The following is a 16,168-nucleotide window of genomic DNA, read 5'->3' as shown; positions in this document are numbered from 1 at the left end:
GCCACCGCCGTTCCGGTGCGCCGAGCGTTCGGAACGTGGCGCGGTCAGACCGTGGCGAGGCCGTGCTCCGCGAGCGGGCCGACCTTCCAGCCCTCGGTCTCGCAGCGGTCCAGGATCCGCGGCAGGGCGCTCAGCGTCGCCGTCCAGGAGGCCGGGGCCGAGGTGCAGTCGGAGTCGTGCAGCAGGATGGTGCCGCCGCCGGCCAGGTTGCCGGTGACGGTGTCGTAGACCGAGGTGCCGGTGGCGCCCGAGCGCCAGTCCGCGCCCCAGCTGGTCCACAGCACCGGGGTCATCCCCAGCGAGCGCGCGGTGGTCAGCGCCGAGGTGGTGGCCACGCCGTACGGGGGCCGGTAGAAGCGCGGGCGCTCCCCGGTCGCGGAGGCGATCAGGTCGTGCGCGCGGTGCAGGTCGTCCCGGGTCTGCCGGGGCGTGCGCACCAGCATCGGGCGGTGCAGGTAGCCGTGCACCGCGATCTCGTGCCCGGCGGCGGCGATCTCCCGGCCGAGGCCGGGGTCCCGCTCCAGCATGAAGCCGAGCAGGAAGAACGTCGCCTTCAGGCCGCGGTTCTCCAGCAGCTTCAGGAAGCGCGGGGTGGACAGCGGGTCCGGGCCGTCGTCGAAGGTGAGCGCCACATGGCCCGGGTCGCCCTTGCCGCCGTAGCCGGGGAAGAGCCTGGTGCGCAGCGGCTCCAGCGGCTGGATCGAGGTGAGCGCCGGAGCGGCGTGCGCGAGCGCGAGCCCTCCGGCGAGAGCGGCTGCGGTCTTCAGTGCTCGACTCAACGGACGTACTCCATGGGGGCTGTGGCCTGCTCTGCGAGGTGCTCGACGACCGCCGTGTGCTCGGCGTGGGCCCGGGCGGCACGTGTGGTCAGGTGGCCCAGGTCGGCGCTGTCCAGCAGCAGGTCGACGACGTCCACCCCGGGCAGCGCCACCACCTGCGCGTCGTCCGCGGCGCCGCCGGAGCGGACCGCCTGGTCCAGCGCCTCGGCCAGTTCGCCCTGGTTGCGTACCCAGCGGGCGACCCCGGCCTCGTCCAGCGCCGCCGCGTTGGTCAGGCCGTGACCGGGTATCGAGCGGTAGGTCAGCACCGGCAGCCCGGCGGCCACGGCCTCCAGCACGGTCATCCCGCCCGCGTTCTGCACCAGCACGTCGGAGGCGTGCATCAGGCTCGGCATGTCGTCCACCCAGCCGTAGGCGTGCCGGACGCCGGCGGCGAGCAGGCGCTCGCGCAGCGTCTCGTTGCGGCCGCAGACGACGACGCAGGTGATCCCCGGGTCGGCCGCCTCGATGTCGCCGACGGTGCGCTCGATCTCGCCCGCGCCCCAGGAGCCGCCGACCAGCAGCGCCAGCCTGGCGTCCTGGGGCAGGCCGAGCCGGGCGCGCGCGGCACGGCGCAGGCGCGGGGTGACCGGCGTGAAGCGGCGGTCCACCACCGGGGCGATGACCTGCACCCCCGCGCAGCCCGCGGCCCGCGCCTGGGCGGCCGGGACCTGGTGGATGGCGAGGTGGGCGTCGATCTCGCTGGAGGTCCACAGCGCGTGCACGGAGAAGTCGGTGAGGTACGTGTGCACCCGCTGCTCGACCTTGCCGCTGCGGCGCAGCCGCCCCAGCACCTGGCTGGCCAGCGGGTAGGTGGAGACCACGATCGCGGTGTCGTCCGGCAGCAGGGCCTTCATCCGGCGTCCGGCCAGGAAGGTGAACAGGCTGGCCTGCATGCTCATGCCGCGGCGGTTGTCGAGGCTGCCGTAGAGCAGCTTCCAGCTCCACGGGGCCCGCTCCAGCATGCGGTGGTAGGAGCCGACCAGGATCCGTCCGGCCGGGCCCGGCAGCACGTCGAGGAAGTCGTGACGGTCGACGACGACTCCGGCCTCTTCCAGGCGCTCCGCGAGTTCCTGCGCGACGGCGTCGTGCCCGGCGCCGACGCTCGCGGAGACGATCACTGCACGCGGCGGGGTGGGGAGCTGTGCTCCGGCGCGGCGCTGCATCGGGAGGCGAAGGAGTCGTCCCATGAATGTTTCGTCCCTGCTTCGGTTGCTTTGTCGCTGACGCAGGGCCTGCCTGTCATTCGCCGGACGACTCGGGCCGGTCCAACCTAACCAGCGCTTCGGCCAGGGAAGACAGACCGGGGGATGATTAACGTCCTGTCGGTTCGTAGTCCGGAGGGGGCAGACGAGGGGCCACGTACTCCATTCGAAGTACATGGGGCCTCGGGGTTACCCCCGCTTCCTCCTCAAGGATGAGGGCCGCGGGGAGCGCGCTGCCGGTGTGCGCCCCCCGCTGCGCCCTGTAGTTCTGCGGCCCGGACCGCCATCGTGGGGAGAGCGCTCGGGGCGCGGCCTGGAGGGGGGCCCGGATGCACGGCTCAGCGATGGTGGACTGGTTACTCGCCGGACTGACGGGCGTGACCGGGCTCTACTGCCTGGCCCGGTTGCTGCGGCCCGGGGCGGCCCGGGCGGAGCGGCGGCTGGACGCCTCGGAGGCGGTCAAGGGACTGGGGATGGCGGCGATGGCGCTCCCCTACGGGTTGTCCGGCGGTGTCCCGGTGTGGCTCTGGGCGGCGCTGTTCGGCACCGCGGCGGTCTGGTCGCTGGGCGAGGGGCTGCGGCCCGGTCACCGCGGGCACCACCTGTACCACGCGGTCGGACACCTGGCGATGGTCTACATGGCGGTGGCCGCCGCCTCCGGCGGGCACGGCATGGCGGGGATGTCCGACGGCGCGGACGCGGCCGGGATCCCGCTGCTGACCGGCGCGCTGCTGCTGTTCTTCGGCGGGTACGCGCTGGTCGGCGGGGTCCGGCTGATCGGCGGCGCGAACCCGGCGGCAGGTGCGGGGGCAGGGGCGGCGGGGGCGGCGATCGGTACGGCGGCGCCCGGCTCGGTCGTCCGGCGGCTGCTCGGCGCCCCGGAGCTGCCGAACGCCTGCCGGACGGTGCTCGGGATCGGGATGTTCACCATGCTGCTGATCATGTGACCTTGTGCCGGGGACCCGTGGCGTGCGTCACGGATCCGGGGAACGGCTGACAGCCGGCGCACCCGCGCATAGGTTGGGCCGGTACGCAGTGTCGCGTGCGGTCGGATCTGCCGACGGAGGCGCCCGTGAACGTCCTGCCGGCCCTGCTGGTGCTCGGCCTGCTGCTGGCCACGGCCGGGCCGCGGCTGCTGACGCGGGCCCGCTGGGTGGAACGCGAGCCGGTACTGGCGCTGTGGGCCTGGCAGTGCCTGGTCGCCGCGGTCCTGCTCTGTTGCGGCCTGGCGATGCTGCTCACCGGAACCGTCGCCTGGCCCGAGGCCGGGCGACTGCTGTTCCTGGGCGCTCCGCACGGCGTGGAGTCCGCCTACCGGCTGCCGTTCACCCGGCCCTGGGCGGTCGCCGGGACGCTGCTGCTGGCCTGCGGCGGGGTCCGCACCGCCGGGGCGCTGACCGCCGAGGTGCGCTTCGCCCGGGCGCTGCGCCGCCGCCGACAGCGGGAGCTGACCGCGCGGGCGCCGGAGCTGCCGCCGGGGCTGGGGCTGCGGCCGGTCTCCGGGGAGCGGCTGGTGGTCCTGGAGAACGCGCAGCCCCGGGCCTGGTCGCTGCCCGGTCCGGATGCCCGGCTGGTGGTGACCACCGGCGCGCTCACCCGGTTGAGCGATCGGGAGCTGGCCGCCGCCCTGGCCCATGAGCGCGGCCACGTCCGGGCGCGGCACCACTGGCTGATGCAGTGCGCCGAGGCGCTGAACTCCGGCTTCCCCGGCGCACGGGTGTTCGGGCTGTTCCGCTCGCAGGTAGGCCGTCTGGTCGAGTTGGCCGCCGACGATTCCGCGGCCCGCAGGCACGGTCGGCTGGCCACCGCGATCGCGCTGGTCGAGCTGAACGCCGCCCACTCCCCCAGCTGCCCGGCCCCGCTCGCCGAGGTCCCGCGCCGGGTGGACCGGCTGCTCATTGGCGAGCCCCGGCTGCCCGTGGGGCACCGGCTGCGGCTGACCGCTACCGCCCTGGTCGCGCTCGGCGCGCCGCTGCTGCTGGCCTTCGCCCCGGGGCTGCGCGCCCTGCTGTGAGCCGCCCGGCCGGCTCTCCGCCGGATGCTTCCGGAGCCGGGTAAGAGCTGGGGCAGGGCTCCGTTCGGAGCCGCTGGGGGTGCGTCCGTGCTCAGGCTCTTCTCATCGGTCCGCGCTACGCTGCCGAGGAAGGAGCGGATCCCGGACGCGTCCGGGCTGCACTGGACGTTGGGTGGCTCATGGTGACGGTCTTCCTGCTCGGACTGGGCGCGGCCTGTCTTCTCGGCCTCGGTTTCGTGCTCCAGCAGCACGCGGCCCAGCAGGCCCCGACCTCGGACATGCTCTCGTACCGGCTGCTGCTGCGGCTGATGCGGTCGCGCAAGTGGCTGCTCGGGATCGCGTTCATGATCGGCGGCCAGGTGCTGAGCGCGATCGCCCTGTCCGTGGGCCGGATCTCCCTGGTGGAACCCCTGCTGGCGACCAACCTGCTGTTCGCCATGGGGCTGGCCCGGGCGATCACCCATCAGTCGCTGGGCCGCTCCGGCTGGGGCGGGGTGCTGCTGCTCGCGGCCGGGGTGACCACCTTCATCGTCAGCGGGCAGCCGACCGGCGGCGGGACCGCGGCCGGGTCGCTGCGGCACTGGCTGGTGTTCGGAGTGGTCGCCGGGGTGGCCCTGCTGCTGGTGTCGATCGCCCGGCGGCTGCCGATGCTGGAGGAGGCCACCCTGCTGGCCCTGGCCGCCGGGCTGCTCTACGGCCTGCAGGACGCGCTGACCCGGACCGCCGGGCAGCGCTTCAGCCATGGCGGCGTCGAGCTGCTGCTGCGCAGTTGGCAGACCTACGCCGTGGTGGTGATCGGGGTGCTCGGCCTGATCCTGGTGCAGAGCGCGTTCGAGGCCGCGCCGCTGCGGATGTCCCTGCCCGCGCTGACGGCCGCGCAGCCGCTGACCGGGATCGCCTGCGGGGTGGCCTTCCTCGGCGACCGGCTGCGGTTCACCACCGGCGCGCTGGCCTGGGAGGGCGTGGGGCTGCTCTGCATCGTGCTCGGCGTGGTGGTCATCGGACGCCATCCGGCGCTGCCGGACGCCTGTCCCGCGGCCTGCGTCGAGGCCGCCGTCCGCACCGCCCAGCGGGAGAGCGCGCGACGGGCACCGCTGCCCCGGTAGCCGTGCTTCGGAGGGACGCGGCGCGCGAACCCTCGGACGAAAGCGGTGCACGAACGAGGCGGACGCCACGGGCCCGGGCGGTTCGCCGATCCCCCGCGTCGGCGAACCCATCCGGTCCGGGGCGTCCGACGCTCCCCGGTCGTATATTGGCCGGAGGCCAATGAACGCAGGAGCACCATGTCACCCCGAGCGGCAGCAGTCAACGAGGCGATGCGGGCCCGGTCCCGGGCCCGCATCATGCAGGCGACCGTCGAGCTGGTGGACGAGCGGGGGTTCGAGCAGACGACCCTGGGCGACATCGCCGAGCGGGCCGGACTGGCCCGGGGACTGGTCTCGTACTACTTCTCCGGGAAGCGGGTGCTGCTGCAGACGTCGATGCACCGGCTGATGCACCAGACGCTGGAGGCGGCGCTGGCCCCGCTCACCGACGACGACCCGGCCGACCTGTGGCTGGCCACCGCGATCGACTCGGTCCTGGGACTGGCGGCGGCCCGGCCGACGCTGATGCGCACCCACCTGTCGCTGATCCTGGCACCGAGCGCGGCCGGATTCATCCAGGACGCCGAGCAGAAGCGTTTCGGCGGGTTGCTGCGGCAGGTGCTCGCCCGGCGCGGCGCCGAGGACCCGATCGCTGAGCACGCGGTACTGCGCAGCGCGCTGATGGGGGCCTGCATGGGGCTGCTGCTGCCGGGGGCGGAGGCCGAGCCCCTGATGATCAGGGACGACCTGTTCACGCGCTACGGGCTCGACCCGGGAGTGCGGCCGAGCCCGTTCAGGACTCCTTGAGCAGTTCGCTGAGCAGTTCGACGCTGTGGCCGGGGGTCTGGCTGTCGACGCTGAGCCGCTCCATGACCTGGAGGTACTGGTCGACGTCGTCGCGCTTGTCCAGATAGAGCGCGCTGGTGAGCTGCTCCAGGTAGACGACGTCGGGCAGGTCCTGCTCGGGGAAGCGCAGGATGGTGAACGCGCCGCTCTCGGCCGCGTGGCCGCCGAACCGGAACGGCATCACCTGGAGGATCACGTTGGGCATGTCGGCGGCTTCGATCAGCCGCTGGATCTGCGCCCGCATGACGGTCGGCCCGCCGACGGGACGGCGCAGCGCGGCCTCGTCCACGATCGCCCACAGCCGCGGGCCCTCGGCGTCCTCGACCAGCTTCTGACGGTGCATCCGGACGTTGATCCGGCGGTCGACCTCACTGCGGTCGAGGTTGGGGCGGTTGAGCGTCATCAGTGAGCGCATGTAGTCCTCGGTCTGGAGCAGACCAGGGACGAACTGCACTTCGTAGAGCCGGATGAGGGCGGATGCCTCCTCCAACCCCACATAGGTCTGGAACCAGTTGGGCATGGCGTCGCTGAAACTGTGCCACCAGCCGGCCTGGTTGGCCTCGCGCACCAGTGTCAGCAGTGCGCCCCGTTCGGTCTCGTCCTCCACTCCGTAGAGGCTGAGCAGGTCCGTCACGTCACGCTCCTTGAAGCTGACGCGCCCGAGTTCCATGCGGCTGATCTTGGACTCGGAGGCACGGATCGTGTAGCCCGCGTCCTCGCGTGTGATGCCCTTGGCCTCACGGAGCCGGCGCAACTGGGAGCCGAGGAGGATCCGGCGCACCATCGAGCCGCTCCCCGGCTGAACTGTGGTCATACCGTTGGACCTCCACCCTGGAATTCAGCGCACAGTCTGCCACTTACCGGCCGCAAAGGGTGCCCTAACGGGTATGACTCTCCCCTTGGCTCCACGACTACTGCGGCGTGCTACCGGAAGACTACTCCGTGCATACGCAGATGCACGTGCATCTGCTGTGCTCGCACATGCACGTGAATCCACTCTTGCATCTGACGTATGCGAAGAGGACCATGGTGCACGTGCACCTGCACGCCCACTGGCAGTCCTGCGGGGACCCCGCTCCCCCCTCGTGCCACGCCGACGTTCCGCCTCTCGCCTACGGCGACCAGGCGGTGACAGGCGTAGCAGCGCCTTTATGGGAGGAGCTCTTCATGAGCCCGAGCTCGACGGTGGCAGCCGACCCCGACGTGGTCAGCTGCGCTCTCGCGCCACGTCACGAATCGGTCCGCACCGCGCGCGAGTTCACCAAGCTCACGCTCAACCGCTGGCAGCTGACCGACCTGTTCGACGACATCGCGCTGGTGGCGAGCGAGCTGGTGACGAACGCCCTGCGGCACGCGCTGGCGCCCGCGCCGGTATCCGCGTACGCACCGGCGCAGCGCGCCAGCGGCTGGGGGCGCAGGGGGGCGGCCGATCCGATCAGCCGGCAGCTGGACGGGCCGCACACGCCCGCCCAGGCCGGTTCCTCGCCGCTGATCCGGCTCAGCCTGGTCCGCCGGGCGCCGCAGGTGGTCTGCGCGGTGAGTGACCCGAGCACCAACGGGCCGGTCGCCCGGGAGGCGGACTTCATCGCGGAGTCCGGCCGGGGACTGCACCTGGTGGACTCGTTCAGCCAGTCCTGGGGCTGGCACCCGGTGGCCGCGGGCAAGGTGGTCTGGGCCCTGTTCGACCTCTCCGGCGGGGAAGGCTAGCGGGACGGCCGGGCGCGAACCGCCCGCCGTGCCGTCCCTCGGCATGCCTCCGCCGCCCGCGCGGATCCCCGCTCCGGTCCGGACCACCCCCCTCCGGACCGTGCCGAGCCGGACCGTCCCCGGTCGGACCGCACCGAGCCGAGGCGTTGTGGGCCGGACCGGGTGCGACCGCCCCGCCCGCTACCGGGGCCGCGCACACGAGCGCCCCCCGGGGGCACCGGAGGGCGTCGACTTCTCGGATCCCACTGCCCGCTCACTCGGCCAGGTGGTCGAACTCGCCTTTCTTGACCCCGTCGAACAGGGCCGCGATCTCGGCCCGGGTGTAGATGAGGGCCGGTCCGGACGGGAAGCGGGAGTTGCGAACCGCGACGTCCCCGTCTGCGAGCCTGGCCAACTCGACGCACTGACCCTGCGAATTGCTCAAACGACTCTTCTGCCAGACCACGCCGTCGATCTCCGTGGCAGCCATGCCGTTGTACGTGGGACGCATAGGTGTCTCCCGAAAGTGCGAGTGGTGCTCCGCGAGGCAGCGGGTAGCCTCACTGCACGTGATGATAACGCCAGTGCAGGTGCACGTGCATCCGCCTATGCGCGTGCACGTGCGTTCACCACATGTGACAACTGACCTTCCGGACAGCTCAATTGACACCGCGAAAGGGACATAAAGGCACACATTCGCCACAGTCGGCGACGAGGGCGGTGCAGTGTGCAGCAAGATCAACCAGTTGGAACGCGGCAGTGACGCACAGTCAGTAACCACTTGTACGACTCACCTATGTGACGCTGCTCACCACGGAAAGGTTCCCGCCCGGTAAGCGCATGGTAGGCGGTTGGTAGGGGCCCCGCCGGACGAGGTTTAGCGCACAGGTTTTCACGGCAACGGGTGTCCATTACGGGTGATTCCTGACAAAAACCGCCCAAGGACCCGGAGTTCGCCTGCCAAAGCCGGAGCCCGGCTCCCAGTCCGCGCACGCATGACCTACGATCGTCCGACATGAGCTCTGCCGCCACCCCCAGCACCCCGCTGCCCGTCCGCACACCCGGCTCGCGGGCGCGTGGCCGCCACCGTCGTCCCGAGCGTCCCGAGATACCCGCAGGCGCGCCCGCGCTGCTGCTGGCCGTGCCCGCCGAGGCCGGTCAGGACGTCCAGCGGATCGCCGACGAGCTCGTCTCGCTGGTCCGCGCCGAGCAGCCGGGGATCGACGCCACCGCCGTCTACCTGCACGGGAACAGCGCCGTGAGCGGCGACGCCGAAGGCGAGGAGGCCTCGGCCGGGGACGGCTTCCGGGAACGCGGGAGCGCGCCCACCCTCGCCGACGTGCTCGCCCGGGACGCCGCGAAGCGGGCCGCCGGGAGCGAGGTGGCCGCGCCGGTGGTGGTCCCGCTGCTGCCCGGCAGCAGCGCCGCGCTGCGGGCCGCGCTGGACGCCGTCGGGGGCGAGTTCACCGCCACCGACGCCCTCGGCCCGCATCCGCTGCTGGCGGAGGCGCTGCACGTGCGGCTGTCCGAGGCCGGACTGGCCCGGGCCGACCGGGCCCGGCTGTTCGCGGTGAACACCTCCGCCGACGGCGTGGTGCTGGCCACCGTGGGCGGCGACGAGGCGGTGCAGCAGGCCGGGATCACCGGCGTGCTGCTGGCCGCGCGGCTGGCCGTGCCGGTGGTCGCCGCGTCCCTGGACGAGCCCGGCTCGGTCGCCGCGGCCGCCGCCCAGCTGCGCGGCACCGGCTGCGCCCAGCCCGCGCTCGCCCCCTACCTGATCGGCCCCGAGTTCGACGCCGACCAGCTGAAGTCGGTCGCGGCCGAGGTCGACTGCCCGGCGTCGGAGCCGCTCGGCGCCTACCCGACCATCGCCCGGCTGGTGCTCGGACGGTACCTGAACGCCCTCGGCATCGAGCAGGACGCCTCGCTGAACTGAGCCCGGACCGGGGCCCGAACCGAGCCACCGGCACGGAGCGGCGGAGGGGGCGGGGCAACGGCCCCGTCCCCGCCGCCGGGCCCGGGCTCAGTGCCGGGCCGGGGCCGCCGCCGTCGAGCCGCGGACCACGAGCTCCGGCTGGAAGACGAACTCCCCGCGCTGCGCCGGGTTTCCGCTGATCTCCTCCAGCAGCACGTTGACCGCCGCCGCGCCCATGGCCTCCACTGGCTGCCGGATCGTGGTCAGCGGCGGGTCCGCGAACGCGATCAGCGGCGAGTCGTCGAAACCGACCACCGAGACGTCCCCGGGCACCGACAGGCCCCGGGCGCGCACCCCCCGGATCGCGCCGAAGGCCATCAGGTCGCTGCCGCAGACGATCGCGGTGCAGCCCCGGTCCAGCAGCACGCTCGCCGCCGCCTGGCCGCCCTCCACGGTGAACAGCGAGTGCTGGACCAGCTCGGCCACCTGCGCCTGGTCCAGGCCGAAGCGCTCGCCCATGGCGTCCGCGAAGCCCTCCAGCTTGCGCTCCACCGGGACGAACCGGGCCGGGCCGACGGCCAGGCCGATCCGCTCGTGGCCGAGCCCGGCCAGGTGCTGCACCGCCATCCGCATCGCGGCGCGGTCGTCCGGGGAGATGAACGGGGCGGTGATCCTGGGGCTGTAGCCGTTGATCATGACGAAGGGGACGCCCTTGCCGATGAGCCGCGCGTAGCGCTCGGTGTCGGCGGTGGTGTCGGCGTGCAGCCCGGAGATGAAGACGATGCCGGTCACCCCGCGCTCCACCAGCAGTTCCACCAGTTCGTCCTCGGTGGAGCCGCCGGGGGTCTGCGTGCACAGCACCGGGGTGTAGCCGTAGCGGGTCAGCACCTGCTCGATGACCTGGGTGAACGCCGGGAAGATGGGGTTGCTCAGCTCGGGCGTGATCAGCCCGATCAGCCCGGCGCTGCGCTGCCGCAGCCGGGTCGGACGCTCGTAGCCGAGCACGTCCAGGGCCGCCAACACCATCTGCCGGGTGGTCGCGGACACCCCTGCTTTCCCGTTCAGTACACGGGAGACGGTGGCCTCGCTCACCCCCGCCTGTGCCGCGATGTCCGCCAGCCGTGCTGTGTTCAAGGAGTCTTCCCGTGTGTCGGCCGGATGGTGTTGTCCTGAAGCCTATTGCACACAGGCAACCCACCCGGGCCTTACGCCCGGTTCCGGGACCCCCGGAAGGCTCCACGGCGAGGGCAGACGCGGCCGACGCGGGGCGGAAGCTGCGGACGGCGCGGGTACGAGCCCGGCTTCGTTCCGGTGGGCGTGGTGTGACATTTCGGTGGGCCCGGGGTAATCCTGACGTGCGGCGGCGGCTGCCTTCCCCTGGTTTGGTCGGGGGAAGACAGCCGCCGTCGCGTCGATCAGAGCTCTCCGGTCAGGACTCCCTGCCGGAAGGCGGCCCACTCCGCGGCGTCGAACCGCAGGGGGTGGTGGGCGGGGTTCTTCGAGTCACGGACGGCGACGCCGCCGCCGGGGAGGTCGGTGATCTCGACGCAGTTGTTCTCCGCCCCGCTGGCCGAGGACTTGCGCCAGGTAGCGGCAGAGAGGTCGTAGGAGTACAACTCCGCCTTGGTTCCGTTCACTTGCGTGTTCCCTCTTCCAGTTCGGTGATTCGTGCCAGTGAGTCCTCCACCGACAGTGCCGCCGCGCGGATGCGCTCGACCGCGCCGACGAAGGGTGACGCGTCGTCGCCCTCAATGTAGGTCGCTCCGTTCACGTTCTCCAACAGGACGACGTCCGGAGTGGGGCCGGGGAAACACACGAGGCTGAAGCCGCCTTGCAGCCCGGGATGGGCGGTGGAGCGCAGCGGCATGACCTGAATGGTGATGTTGGGCATCTCTGCCGCATCCAGGAGTTTGCGCAACTGGTCGCGCATGGTGGTCGGCCGGACCGCGAACCGCTGATGGAGGGCGGCTTCGTGGATGATCGCCCAGAACTCCAGTGGCTTGCCGGGCCGGGTCAGCACCGCCTGGCGGGCCATCCGCACCTCGGCGAGGGCCGCGATCTCCTCCGGGGTGCGGGACAGAGTGATGCCGGAGATGGTCTCGCGTGCGTAGGCGGCAGTCTGCAACAGGCCGGGGACCACGTAGGACCACTCGCAGATCTGCTCGGCGTCCGACTCCAGCGAGATGTAGTCGGCGTAGGCAAGGGCGACGACACCGCTGTAGGTCTGCCACCAGCCCTTCTTCCCAGCGTCCTTGGCCAGGTTCTCCAACGCTGTGAACACCTCCGGATCGGCCACCCCGTAAGCCTTGAGCAGGGTGGTGACCTCCACGGTCCGGATCTGCTGGGTCGCGTTCTCGATCTTCGACAGCTTCGGAGCCTTCCAGCCCATCGTCTCAGCGGCGCTGTCGAGAGTCATCCCGGCATCGTTCCGCAGCTTCCTGAGCGTGGAGCCCAGGCGGCGGCGCCGGACCGTGGGAACCAAGGGTGAGTTCGGCATACGCGCAGTCTGGCACCGCCCAGGACCGAAGGAGGAGGCCCTGCAAGAACACTCATCACCAGATCGGGTAGAAAACTTGCGATTCCATGGAGAAAAGGTCCATGCTCGGTAGCAAGATGCAACGGGCCGTTAGCTCTTGATGGCTCAGCGTTACTTGATCCGATGCTGCGCGGTCGGCGACCGCGAGGTTGGAGGGGCCGATGTTCGTGCTGTCGGAGGAAAGGGCCGCGACCGGACCAGGCTTCTTCTTAGCCTCCAGGTCAGACGGGTTCACCGTCCACCTGGTCGCCTCCGAGCTGATCGGGAACGCAGTGCGCGCCTGCGGGGACTTCGTGCCCCTGGTCGTCGACATCGGCACCTGCCCCGATGGGGTGACGGTCAAGGTGCACGACCCTGACGGGGATCGGCTCCCATGCCGCCCGCAGACCGCCTTGGACGACGGCCAAGCCGAGTCCGGCCGCGGCCTGGAGCTGGTCGACCTGCTCACGGCCGGCTTGTTGGTCACCCGCACCCCGGTCGGCAAGCAGCTGTCCTGCCGCGTCGACTTCCCCTTCGACCGCTCCTGACAAACCCCGGCCCTGACGGGCCTACTCGCAGCGGAGGAATGCCATGACCGAACCAACCACTGCCCGAAGGCGGTTACTGCCCCTGGCACCCACCCGGGCTCCCGGCGCCGCCGACAGGGACCGACTGCTGTCCGGCCTGCGGTACGTGGAGGTCGAGACCTCCCGCTACTGCAATCGCACCTGCCTGTGGTGCCCCAACGGACACACCGACGCGCGACGCACCCAGCAGCTGATGAACTGGGCCGTCTTCGTCAAGATCACCGCCGAACTCGGGGCCGCCGCCTTCGAGGGGTTCCTTGCCTTCCACAACTACAACGAGCCGCTGGCCAATCCCCGCCTGCGCCGCGAGCTCGCACACGTCCGCCAGACGGTCCCCGCGGCCAAGCCTGCCATCTACACCAACGGCGACCTGCTCAACCACGCTGTGCTGGAACAACTGCGGCAGGACGGCGTGAAGTACCTGCGCGTCACCCGATACCCCCACCGTGCGAACGTGTCGCCCACTTTCGACGCCCTGCGTAGTTGGCTCGTCAAGGCCCGTATCCGGGACAGCTTCGACTGGCAGTTCGCCGAGGTTCGCCAGGGCCTGGCCGCGACGGCGACCGACCCTCGGACCGAGATGCTGATCGAGGTCATCCGCCCGTCGATCGACACCTACAACGACCGAGGCGGCACAGCCCTGGTCCCGCAGCCGGGATTGCGTACCGCTGTGTGCCGGATGACCGCGACCTCGCTGAGCGTGGACTGGCGCGGGCAGATGAAGATGTGCTGCAACGTGGTTCCCGAAGGCCCCCAGCACGGCGAGTACGTGGTCGGCAACGTCGCCGACCACACCTTGGCCGAGTTGTGGAACCACCCGACGATGACCGATTGGCGGGCCCGTCACGGCCGTGCGGACTGGTCCCGCTCACCGGCCTGCACCACCTGCGTGCAGGCTCTACCGGAGACCCGCCGATGACGGCCCGATCCACCGCGCGCGCGGTGACCGTCTCCGTCCCGGGCCGACTGTGCCTGGCTGGGGAATCCCTGGACTGGATGGTTGGCGGTTCCTCCGTGGTGACCGCGGTGCCGCTGCGAACGAAAGTCACCGCCTGGCGGGCGGTCGGCTCGACCGCGCTGGCCCTGACCTCCGGGCCGCCGCTCTACAGCACCCGCCTGGTCCCCGCCGCCCAAGCGGCTGGACACCACTACGACGGCCACGTCCTGGACCACATGCAGGCCGCCGCCCGGGTCAGCCTCCAGCAGGCCGAACTGATCGCCGGAACCGTACTGACCGCCTCCACTGAACTGCCGGTGGCGGCCGGCCTGTCCTCCAGCGCCGCCGTCACCTTGGCGGTGGTCGCAGCCCTCGTCGGCCTGGCCGGGGACCCGATCGAGCTCGCCCGCGTGTGCGCTCTGGCCCGCCAGGCCGAGACCGGAGAACTGGGCTCCGGGGCGGGCTGGATGGACTTCCTGGCCTGCGCGCACGGCGGAGTCAACCGCGTGAACGCCAGCGAGGTTCCCACAGTCGAGCGGATCACTTCGACCCTGGGCATCCCGGTCGTGGTCATCGACACCCTCAAGCGTCGCACCACCGCGAAGGTGCTGGCGTCCAAGCGTGCCCGCTTCCAGGCGCGCGAGACCGGGATCGTCGACTACTCCCGCCAGGCCGGTGCACTGGTCGACGCGGTCACCGAGGCGTTGACTGCGACCACCGTCGACTACCGCCAACTCGGTCGGCTGCTGGACGCCGGGCAGGACCTGCTGCGGGACAAGGTCCGCTGCTCGACCGACCTGATCGACACCTGCGCGAGCCGGGTGCGAGCGGCGGGCGCCTTCGGGGCCAAGCTCACCGGTTCCGGACACGGCGGCTGCCTGTTCGCGCTGGTTCCCGACGACGCCCTGACCGCCGTCCTGGAATCGGTCGCCGACCTCCCGGTCCACGCGATCGCCCTGCCCGCTTCCGAACCGCAAGGGCTGATCACCAGCCTCCCTGAAGCAACCGCTGTCAGCACCCCCGCATGACTCCGACGGTGACCGCACGTCCAGCGTGGTCGGACGGCCACCATCGGTAACCTCAGCCCCAGCAAGCCCGACTCACCGAAAGGCAGGCCATGCCCGACTACTCGCGTCTGGTCAAGGCGTACGACATCCGCGGTGAAGTACCCGCCCAGCTGAACACCGACATCGCCGACAAGGCAGGGGCCCTGTTCATCCGGCTCACCGGTGCCGAGAAGATCGTCATCGCCCGCGACATGCGCTCGACTTCCCCCGATCTGGCCGCCGCGTTCGCGGCCGGGGCCAATCGGGCCGGAGCCGATGTGATCGATGTCGGCCTCGGCTCGACCGACTACCTGTACTTCGCCTCCGGCTGGTTGGACCTGCCCGGGGTGATGGTCACCGCCAGCCACAACCCGGCCAAGGACAACGGCATCAAGCTGTGCCGGGCCGGAGCAGCCCCCGTCGGCGAGGAAACCGGCCTCGGGCAGATCCGCACCTGGCTGGAGACCGGAGACATCCCTGCCAGCGCCGCCCGGCCCGGCACCGTCACCAGCCGCCAGATGCTGGCCGAGTACGCTGCCTACCTGAACAGCCTGGTCGACCTCTCGGGTATCCGTCGACTGAAGGTCGTCGCGGACGCAGGCAACGGCATGGCTGGTCACACCGTCCCTGCGGTCTTCAGCAGCCTGCCGATCGACCTGGTGTCCTTGTACTTCGAGCTGGACGGCACCTTCCCCAACCACGAGGCCAACCCCCTGGAGCCGAAGAACCTCGTTGACCTGCGAGCCGAGGTCGTCGAGACCGGCGCGGACATCGGACTTGCCTTCGACGGGGACGCGGACCGGTGCTTCTTCATCGACGAGAAGGGCCAAGCCGTTCCCCCGTCCGCCATCGTCGGCCTGGTCGCCGCCCGCGAACTGGCCAAGCACCCTGGCTCCGCCGTCGTCCACAACGTGATCACCTCCGCCGCCGCACAGGAGATCGTCCTCGAACACGGTGGCAAGCCGATCCGCAGCCGCGTGGGCCACTCGTTCATGAAGGCACTGATGGCCGAACACGACGCCGTCTTCGGCGGCGAGCACTCCGGGCACTACTACTTCCGCGACTTCTGGCGGGCCGACACCGGCATGCTCACCGCACTCCACGTCTTGGCGGCCCTCGGCGAGCAGGACCGGCCCCTGTCCGAACTGGTCGCCGACTACTCGCGCTACGCCGCCTCCGGGGAGATCAACTCCCAAGTCGCTGACGTGCCTGCCAAGCTGGACGAAGTCCAGGCCGCCTACGAGCAGTTCGACGGGGTCACCACCGACCGCCTCGACGGGCTGACGGTCGACCTCGGCCACGGCCGCTGGTTCAACCTCCGCCCCTCCAACACCGAACCGCTGCTGCGGCTCAACGTCGAGGCCCCCACCCAAGGCGCAGTCGACGCTCTGCGCGACGAAGTGCTGGCCCTGGTCCGCTGCTGACCCACCAGCCTGCCCGCCGGGGGCGGACGCGCGACCGCCGCCCGGCGGCTGGTGCGGCGGGCGGCGGCGGGTGGGGCGACGGCTGGGTGG

Annotated in this window: 17 protein-coding genes; 10 read left to right on the top strand and 7 right to left on the bottom strand. The window is 71.4% G+C overall.

What is annotated here, in order from left to right; translation table 11 throughout:
* Window positions 1-44: 44 nt before the first annotated feature.
* Window positions 45-779, bottom strand: a complete 735-nt coding sequence (locus GXP74_RS11390) for a polysaccharide deacetylase family protein (protein ID WP_182451370.1) — start codon at window positions 777-779, stop codon at window positions 45-47.
* Window positions 776-2,008 carry a glycosyltransferase gene (locus GXP74_RS11385; RefSeq protein ID WP_225447856.1) on the bottom strand — a complete coding sequence of 411 codons (1,233 nt, stop codon included), beginning with the start codon at window positions 2,006-2,008 and terminating at the stop codon, window positions 776-778. The genes GXP74_RS11390 and GXP74_RS11385 overlap by 4 nt, the downstream gene beginning before the upstream one ends.
* Window positions 2,009-2,352: 344 nt before the next feature.
* Between GXP74_RS11385 and GXP74_RS11380 the strand changes: the two genes are divergently transcribed.
* From GXP74_RS11380 to GXP74_RS11365, 4 genes are all read left to right on the top strand, one after another.
* Window positions 2,353-2,970: a DUF5134 domain-containing protein gene (locus GXP74_RS11380; protein ID WP_182451369.1), complete on the top strand. Its 618-nt coding sequence runs from the start codon at window positions 2,353-2,355 to the stop codon at window positions 2,968-2,970.
* Between the two features lie 125 nt (window positions 2,971-3,095).
* The gene (locus tag GXP74_RS11375; RefSeq protein ID WP_182451368.1) at window positions 3,096-4,037 is read left to right on the top strand and encodes a M56 family metallopeptidase; all 942 of its coding nucleotides are present in this window, start codon (window positions 3,096-3,098) and stop codon (window positions 4,035-4,037) included.
* 182 nt (window positions 4,038-4,219) lie between these two features.
* Window positions 4,220-5,143 carry a DMT family transporter gene (locus GXP74_RS11370; RefSeq protein WP_225448598.1) on the top strand — a complete coding sequence of 308 codons (924 nt, stop codon included), beginning with the start codon at window positions 4,220-4,222 and terminating at the stop codon, window positions 5,141-5,143.
* 177 nt (window positions 5,144-5,320) lie between these two features.
* The gene (locus GXP74_RS11365) at window positions 5,321-5,929 is read left to right on the top strand and encodes a TetR/AcrR family transcriptional regulator (RefSeq protein ID WP_182451366.1); all 609 of its coding nucleotides are present in this window, start codon (window positions 5,321-5,323) and stop codon (window positions 5,927-5,929) included.
* Here the strand turns inward: GXP74_RS11365 and GXP74_RS11360 are convergent.
* On the bottom strand, window positions 5,916-6,782 hold the full coding sequence (locus tag GXP74_RS11360) for a helix-turn-helix transcriptional regulator (RefSeq protein WP_182451365.1): 867 nt from the start codon (window positions 6,780-6,782) through the stop codon (window positions 5,916-5,918). The two genes, GXP74_RS11365 and GXP74_RS11360, sit on opposite strands and share 14 nt — an antisense overlap.
* A gap of 353 nt (window positions 6,783-7,135) precedes the next feature.
* On the opposite strand from GXP74_RS11360, the gene GXP74_RS11355 reads away from it, so the two are divergent.
* Window positions 7,136-7,675, top strand: coding sequence for an ATP-binding protein (locus tag GXP74_RS11355; protein WP_182451364.1), 540 nt, complete (start codon window positions 7,136-7,138; stop codon window positions 7,673-7,675).
* A 253-nt stretch (window positions 7,676-7,928) separates the two neighbouring features.
* Here the strand turns inward: GXP74_RS11355 and GXP74_RS11350 are convergent, their stop codons facing one another.
* Window positions 7,929-8,165 (bottom strand): DUF397 domain-containing protein, encoded by a 237-nt coding sequence (locus tag GXP74_RS11350; protein ID WP_182451363.1) that lies wholly within the window; start codon window positions 8,163-8,165, stop codon window positions 7,929-7,931.
* Between the two features lie 504 nt (window positions 8,166-8,669).
* Here GXP74_RS11350 and GXP74_RS11345 point away from each other — a divergent pair.
* Window positions 8,670-9,590 carry a sirohydrochlorin chelatase gene (locus GXP74_RS11345; RefSeq protein WP_182451362.1) on the top strand — a complete coding sequence of 307 codons (921 nt, stop codon included), beginning with the start codon at window positions 8,670-8,672 and terminating at the stop codon, window positions 9,588-9,590.
* An 87-nt stretch (window positions 9,591-9,677) separates the two neighbouring features.
* Here GXP74_RS11345 and GXP74_RS11340 read toward each other — a convergent pair whose 3' ends face one another.
* The 3 genes from GXP74_RS11340 to GXP74_RS11330 all read right to left on the bottom strand — a co-directional run bounded on the left by GXP74_RS11340 (window position 9,678) and on the right by GXP74_RS11330 (window position 12,066).
* A complete protein-coding gene (locus GXP74_RS11340; RefSeq protein WP_182451361.1) occupies window positions 9,678-10,703 on the bottom strand; it encodes a LacI family DNA-binding transcriptional regulator in 1,026 nt (341 codons plus the stop codon).
* Between the two features lie 281 nt (window positions 10,704-10,984).
* A complete protein-coding gene (locus GXP74_RS11335) occupies window positions 10,985-11,206 on the bottom strand; it encodes a DUF397 domain-containing protein (RefSeq protein ID WP_182451360.1) in 222 nt (73 codons plus the stop codon).
* On the bottom strand, window positions 11,203-12,066 hold the full coding sequence (locus GXP74_RS11330; RefSeq protein ID WP_182451359.1) for a helix-turn-helix transcriptional regulator: 864 nt from the start codon (window positions 12,064-12,066) through the stop codon (window positions 11,203-11,205). The genes GXP74_RS11335 and GXP74_RS11330 overlap by 4 nt, the downstream gene beginning before the upstream one ends.
* 200 nt (window positions 12,067-12,266) lie before the next feature.
* Between GXP74_RS11330 and GXP74_RS11325 the strand changes: the two genes are divergently transcribed.
* The 4 genes from GXP74_RS11325 (at window position 12,267) to GXP74_RS11310 (ending at window position 16,078) form a co-directional block, all read left to right on the top strand.
* Entirely contained in the window at window positions 12,267-12,632 is a 366-nt protein-coding gene (locus GXP74_RS11325; RefSeq protein WP_182451358.1) for an ATP-binding protein, read from the top strand.
* A gap of 43 nt (window positions 12,633-12,675) precedes the next feature.
* The gene (locus GXP74_RS11320) at window positions 12,676-13,590 is read left to right on the top strand and encodes a radical SAM/SPASM domain-containing protein (protein ID WP_182451357.1); all 915 of its coding nucleotides are present in this window, start codon (window positions 12,676-12,678) and stop codon (window positions 13,588-13,590) included.
* Window positions 13,587-14,636 carry a mevalonate kinase gene (locus tag GXP74_RS11315; RefSeq protein WP_182451356.1) on the top strand — a complete coding sequence of 350 codons (1,050 nt, stop codon included), beginning with the start codon at window positions 13,587-13,589 and terminating at the stop codon, window positions 14,634-14,636. The genes GXP74_RS11320 and GXP74_RS11315 overlap by 4 nt, the downstream gene beginning before the upstream one ends.
* An 89-nt stretch (window positions 14,637-14,725) precedes the next feature.
* Window positions 14,726-16,078 (top strand): phosphomannomutase/phosphoglucomutase, encoded by a 1,353-nt coding sequence (locus tag GXP74_RS11310; protein WP_182451355.1) that lies wholly within the window; start codon window positions 14,726-14,728, stop codon window positions 16,076-16,078.
* The last annotated feature ends 90 nt before the right edge of the window (window positions 16,079-16,168 follow it).

This window comes from Streptacidiphilus sp. P02-A3a, from assembly GCF_014084105.1.
GTDB lineage: Bacteria > Actinomycetota > Actinomycetes > Streptomycetales > Streptomycetaceae > Streptacidiphilus.
Note: the sequence above shows the minus strand (reverse complement) of the source record. Positions and strands in the feature narration are given on the sequence as shown.

Coding starts and splice junctions, on each gene's coding strand:
- GXP74_RS11385 (WP_225447856.1), bottom strand. CDS start 2,008: ATGGGACGACTCCTTCGCCTCCCGATGCAGCGCCGCGCCGGAGCACAG.
- GXP74_RS11380 (WP_182451369.1), top strand. CDS start 2,353: ATGCACGGCTCAGCGATGGTGGACTGGTTACTCGCCGGACTGACGGGC.
- GXP74_RS11365 (WP_182451366.1), top strand. CDS start 5,321: ATGTCACCCCGAGCGGCAGCAGTCAACGAGGCGATGCGGGCCCGGTCC.
- GXP74_RS11360 (WP_182451365.1), bottom strand. CDS start 6,782: ATGACCACAGTTCAGCCGGGGAGCGGCTCGATGGTGCGCCGGATCCTC.
- GXP74_RS11355 (WP_182451364.1), top strand. CDS start 7,136: ATGAGCCCGAGCTCGACGGTGGCAGCCGACCCCGACGTGGTCAGCTGC.
- GXP74_RS11350 (WP_182451363.1), bottom strand. CDS start 8,165: ATGCGTCCCACGTACAACGGCATGGCTGCCACGGAGATCGACGGCGTG.
- GXP74_RS11345 (WP_182451362.1), top strand. CDS start 8,670: ATGAGCTCTGCCGCCACCCCCAGCACCCCGCTGCCCGTCCGCACACCC.
- GXP74_RS11330 (WP_182451359.1), bottom strand. CDS start 12,066: ATGCCGAACTCACCCTTGGTTCCCACGGTCCGGCGCCGCCGCCTGGGC.
- GXP74_RS11325 (WP_182451358.1), top strand. CDS start 12,267: ATGTTCGTGCTGTCGGAGGAAAGGGCCGCGACCGGACCAGGCTTCTTC.
- GXP74_RS11320 (WP_182451357.1), top strand. CDS start 12,676: ATGACCGAACCAACCACTGCCCGAAGGCGGTTACTGCCCCTGGCACCC.
- GXP74_RS11315 (WP_182451356.1), top strand. CDS start 13,587: ATGACGGCCCGATCCACCGCGCGCGCGGTGACCGTCTCCGTCCCGGGC.
- GXP74_RS11310 (WP_182451355.1), top strand. CDS start 14,726: ATGCCCGACTACTCGCGTCTGGTCAAGGCGTACGACATCCGCGGTGAA.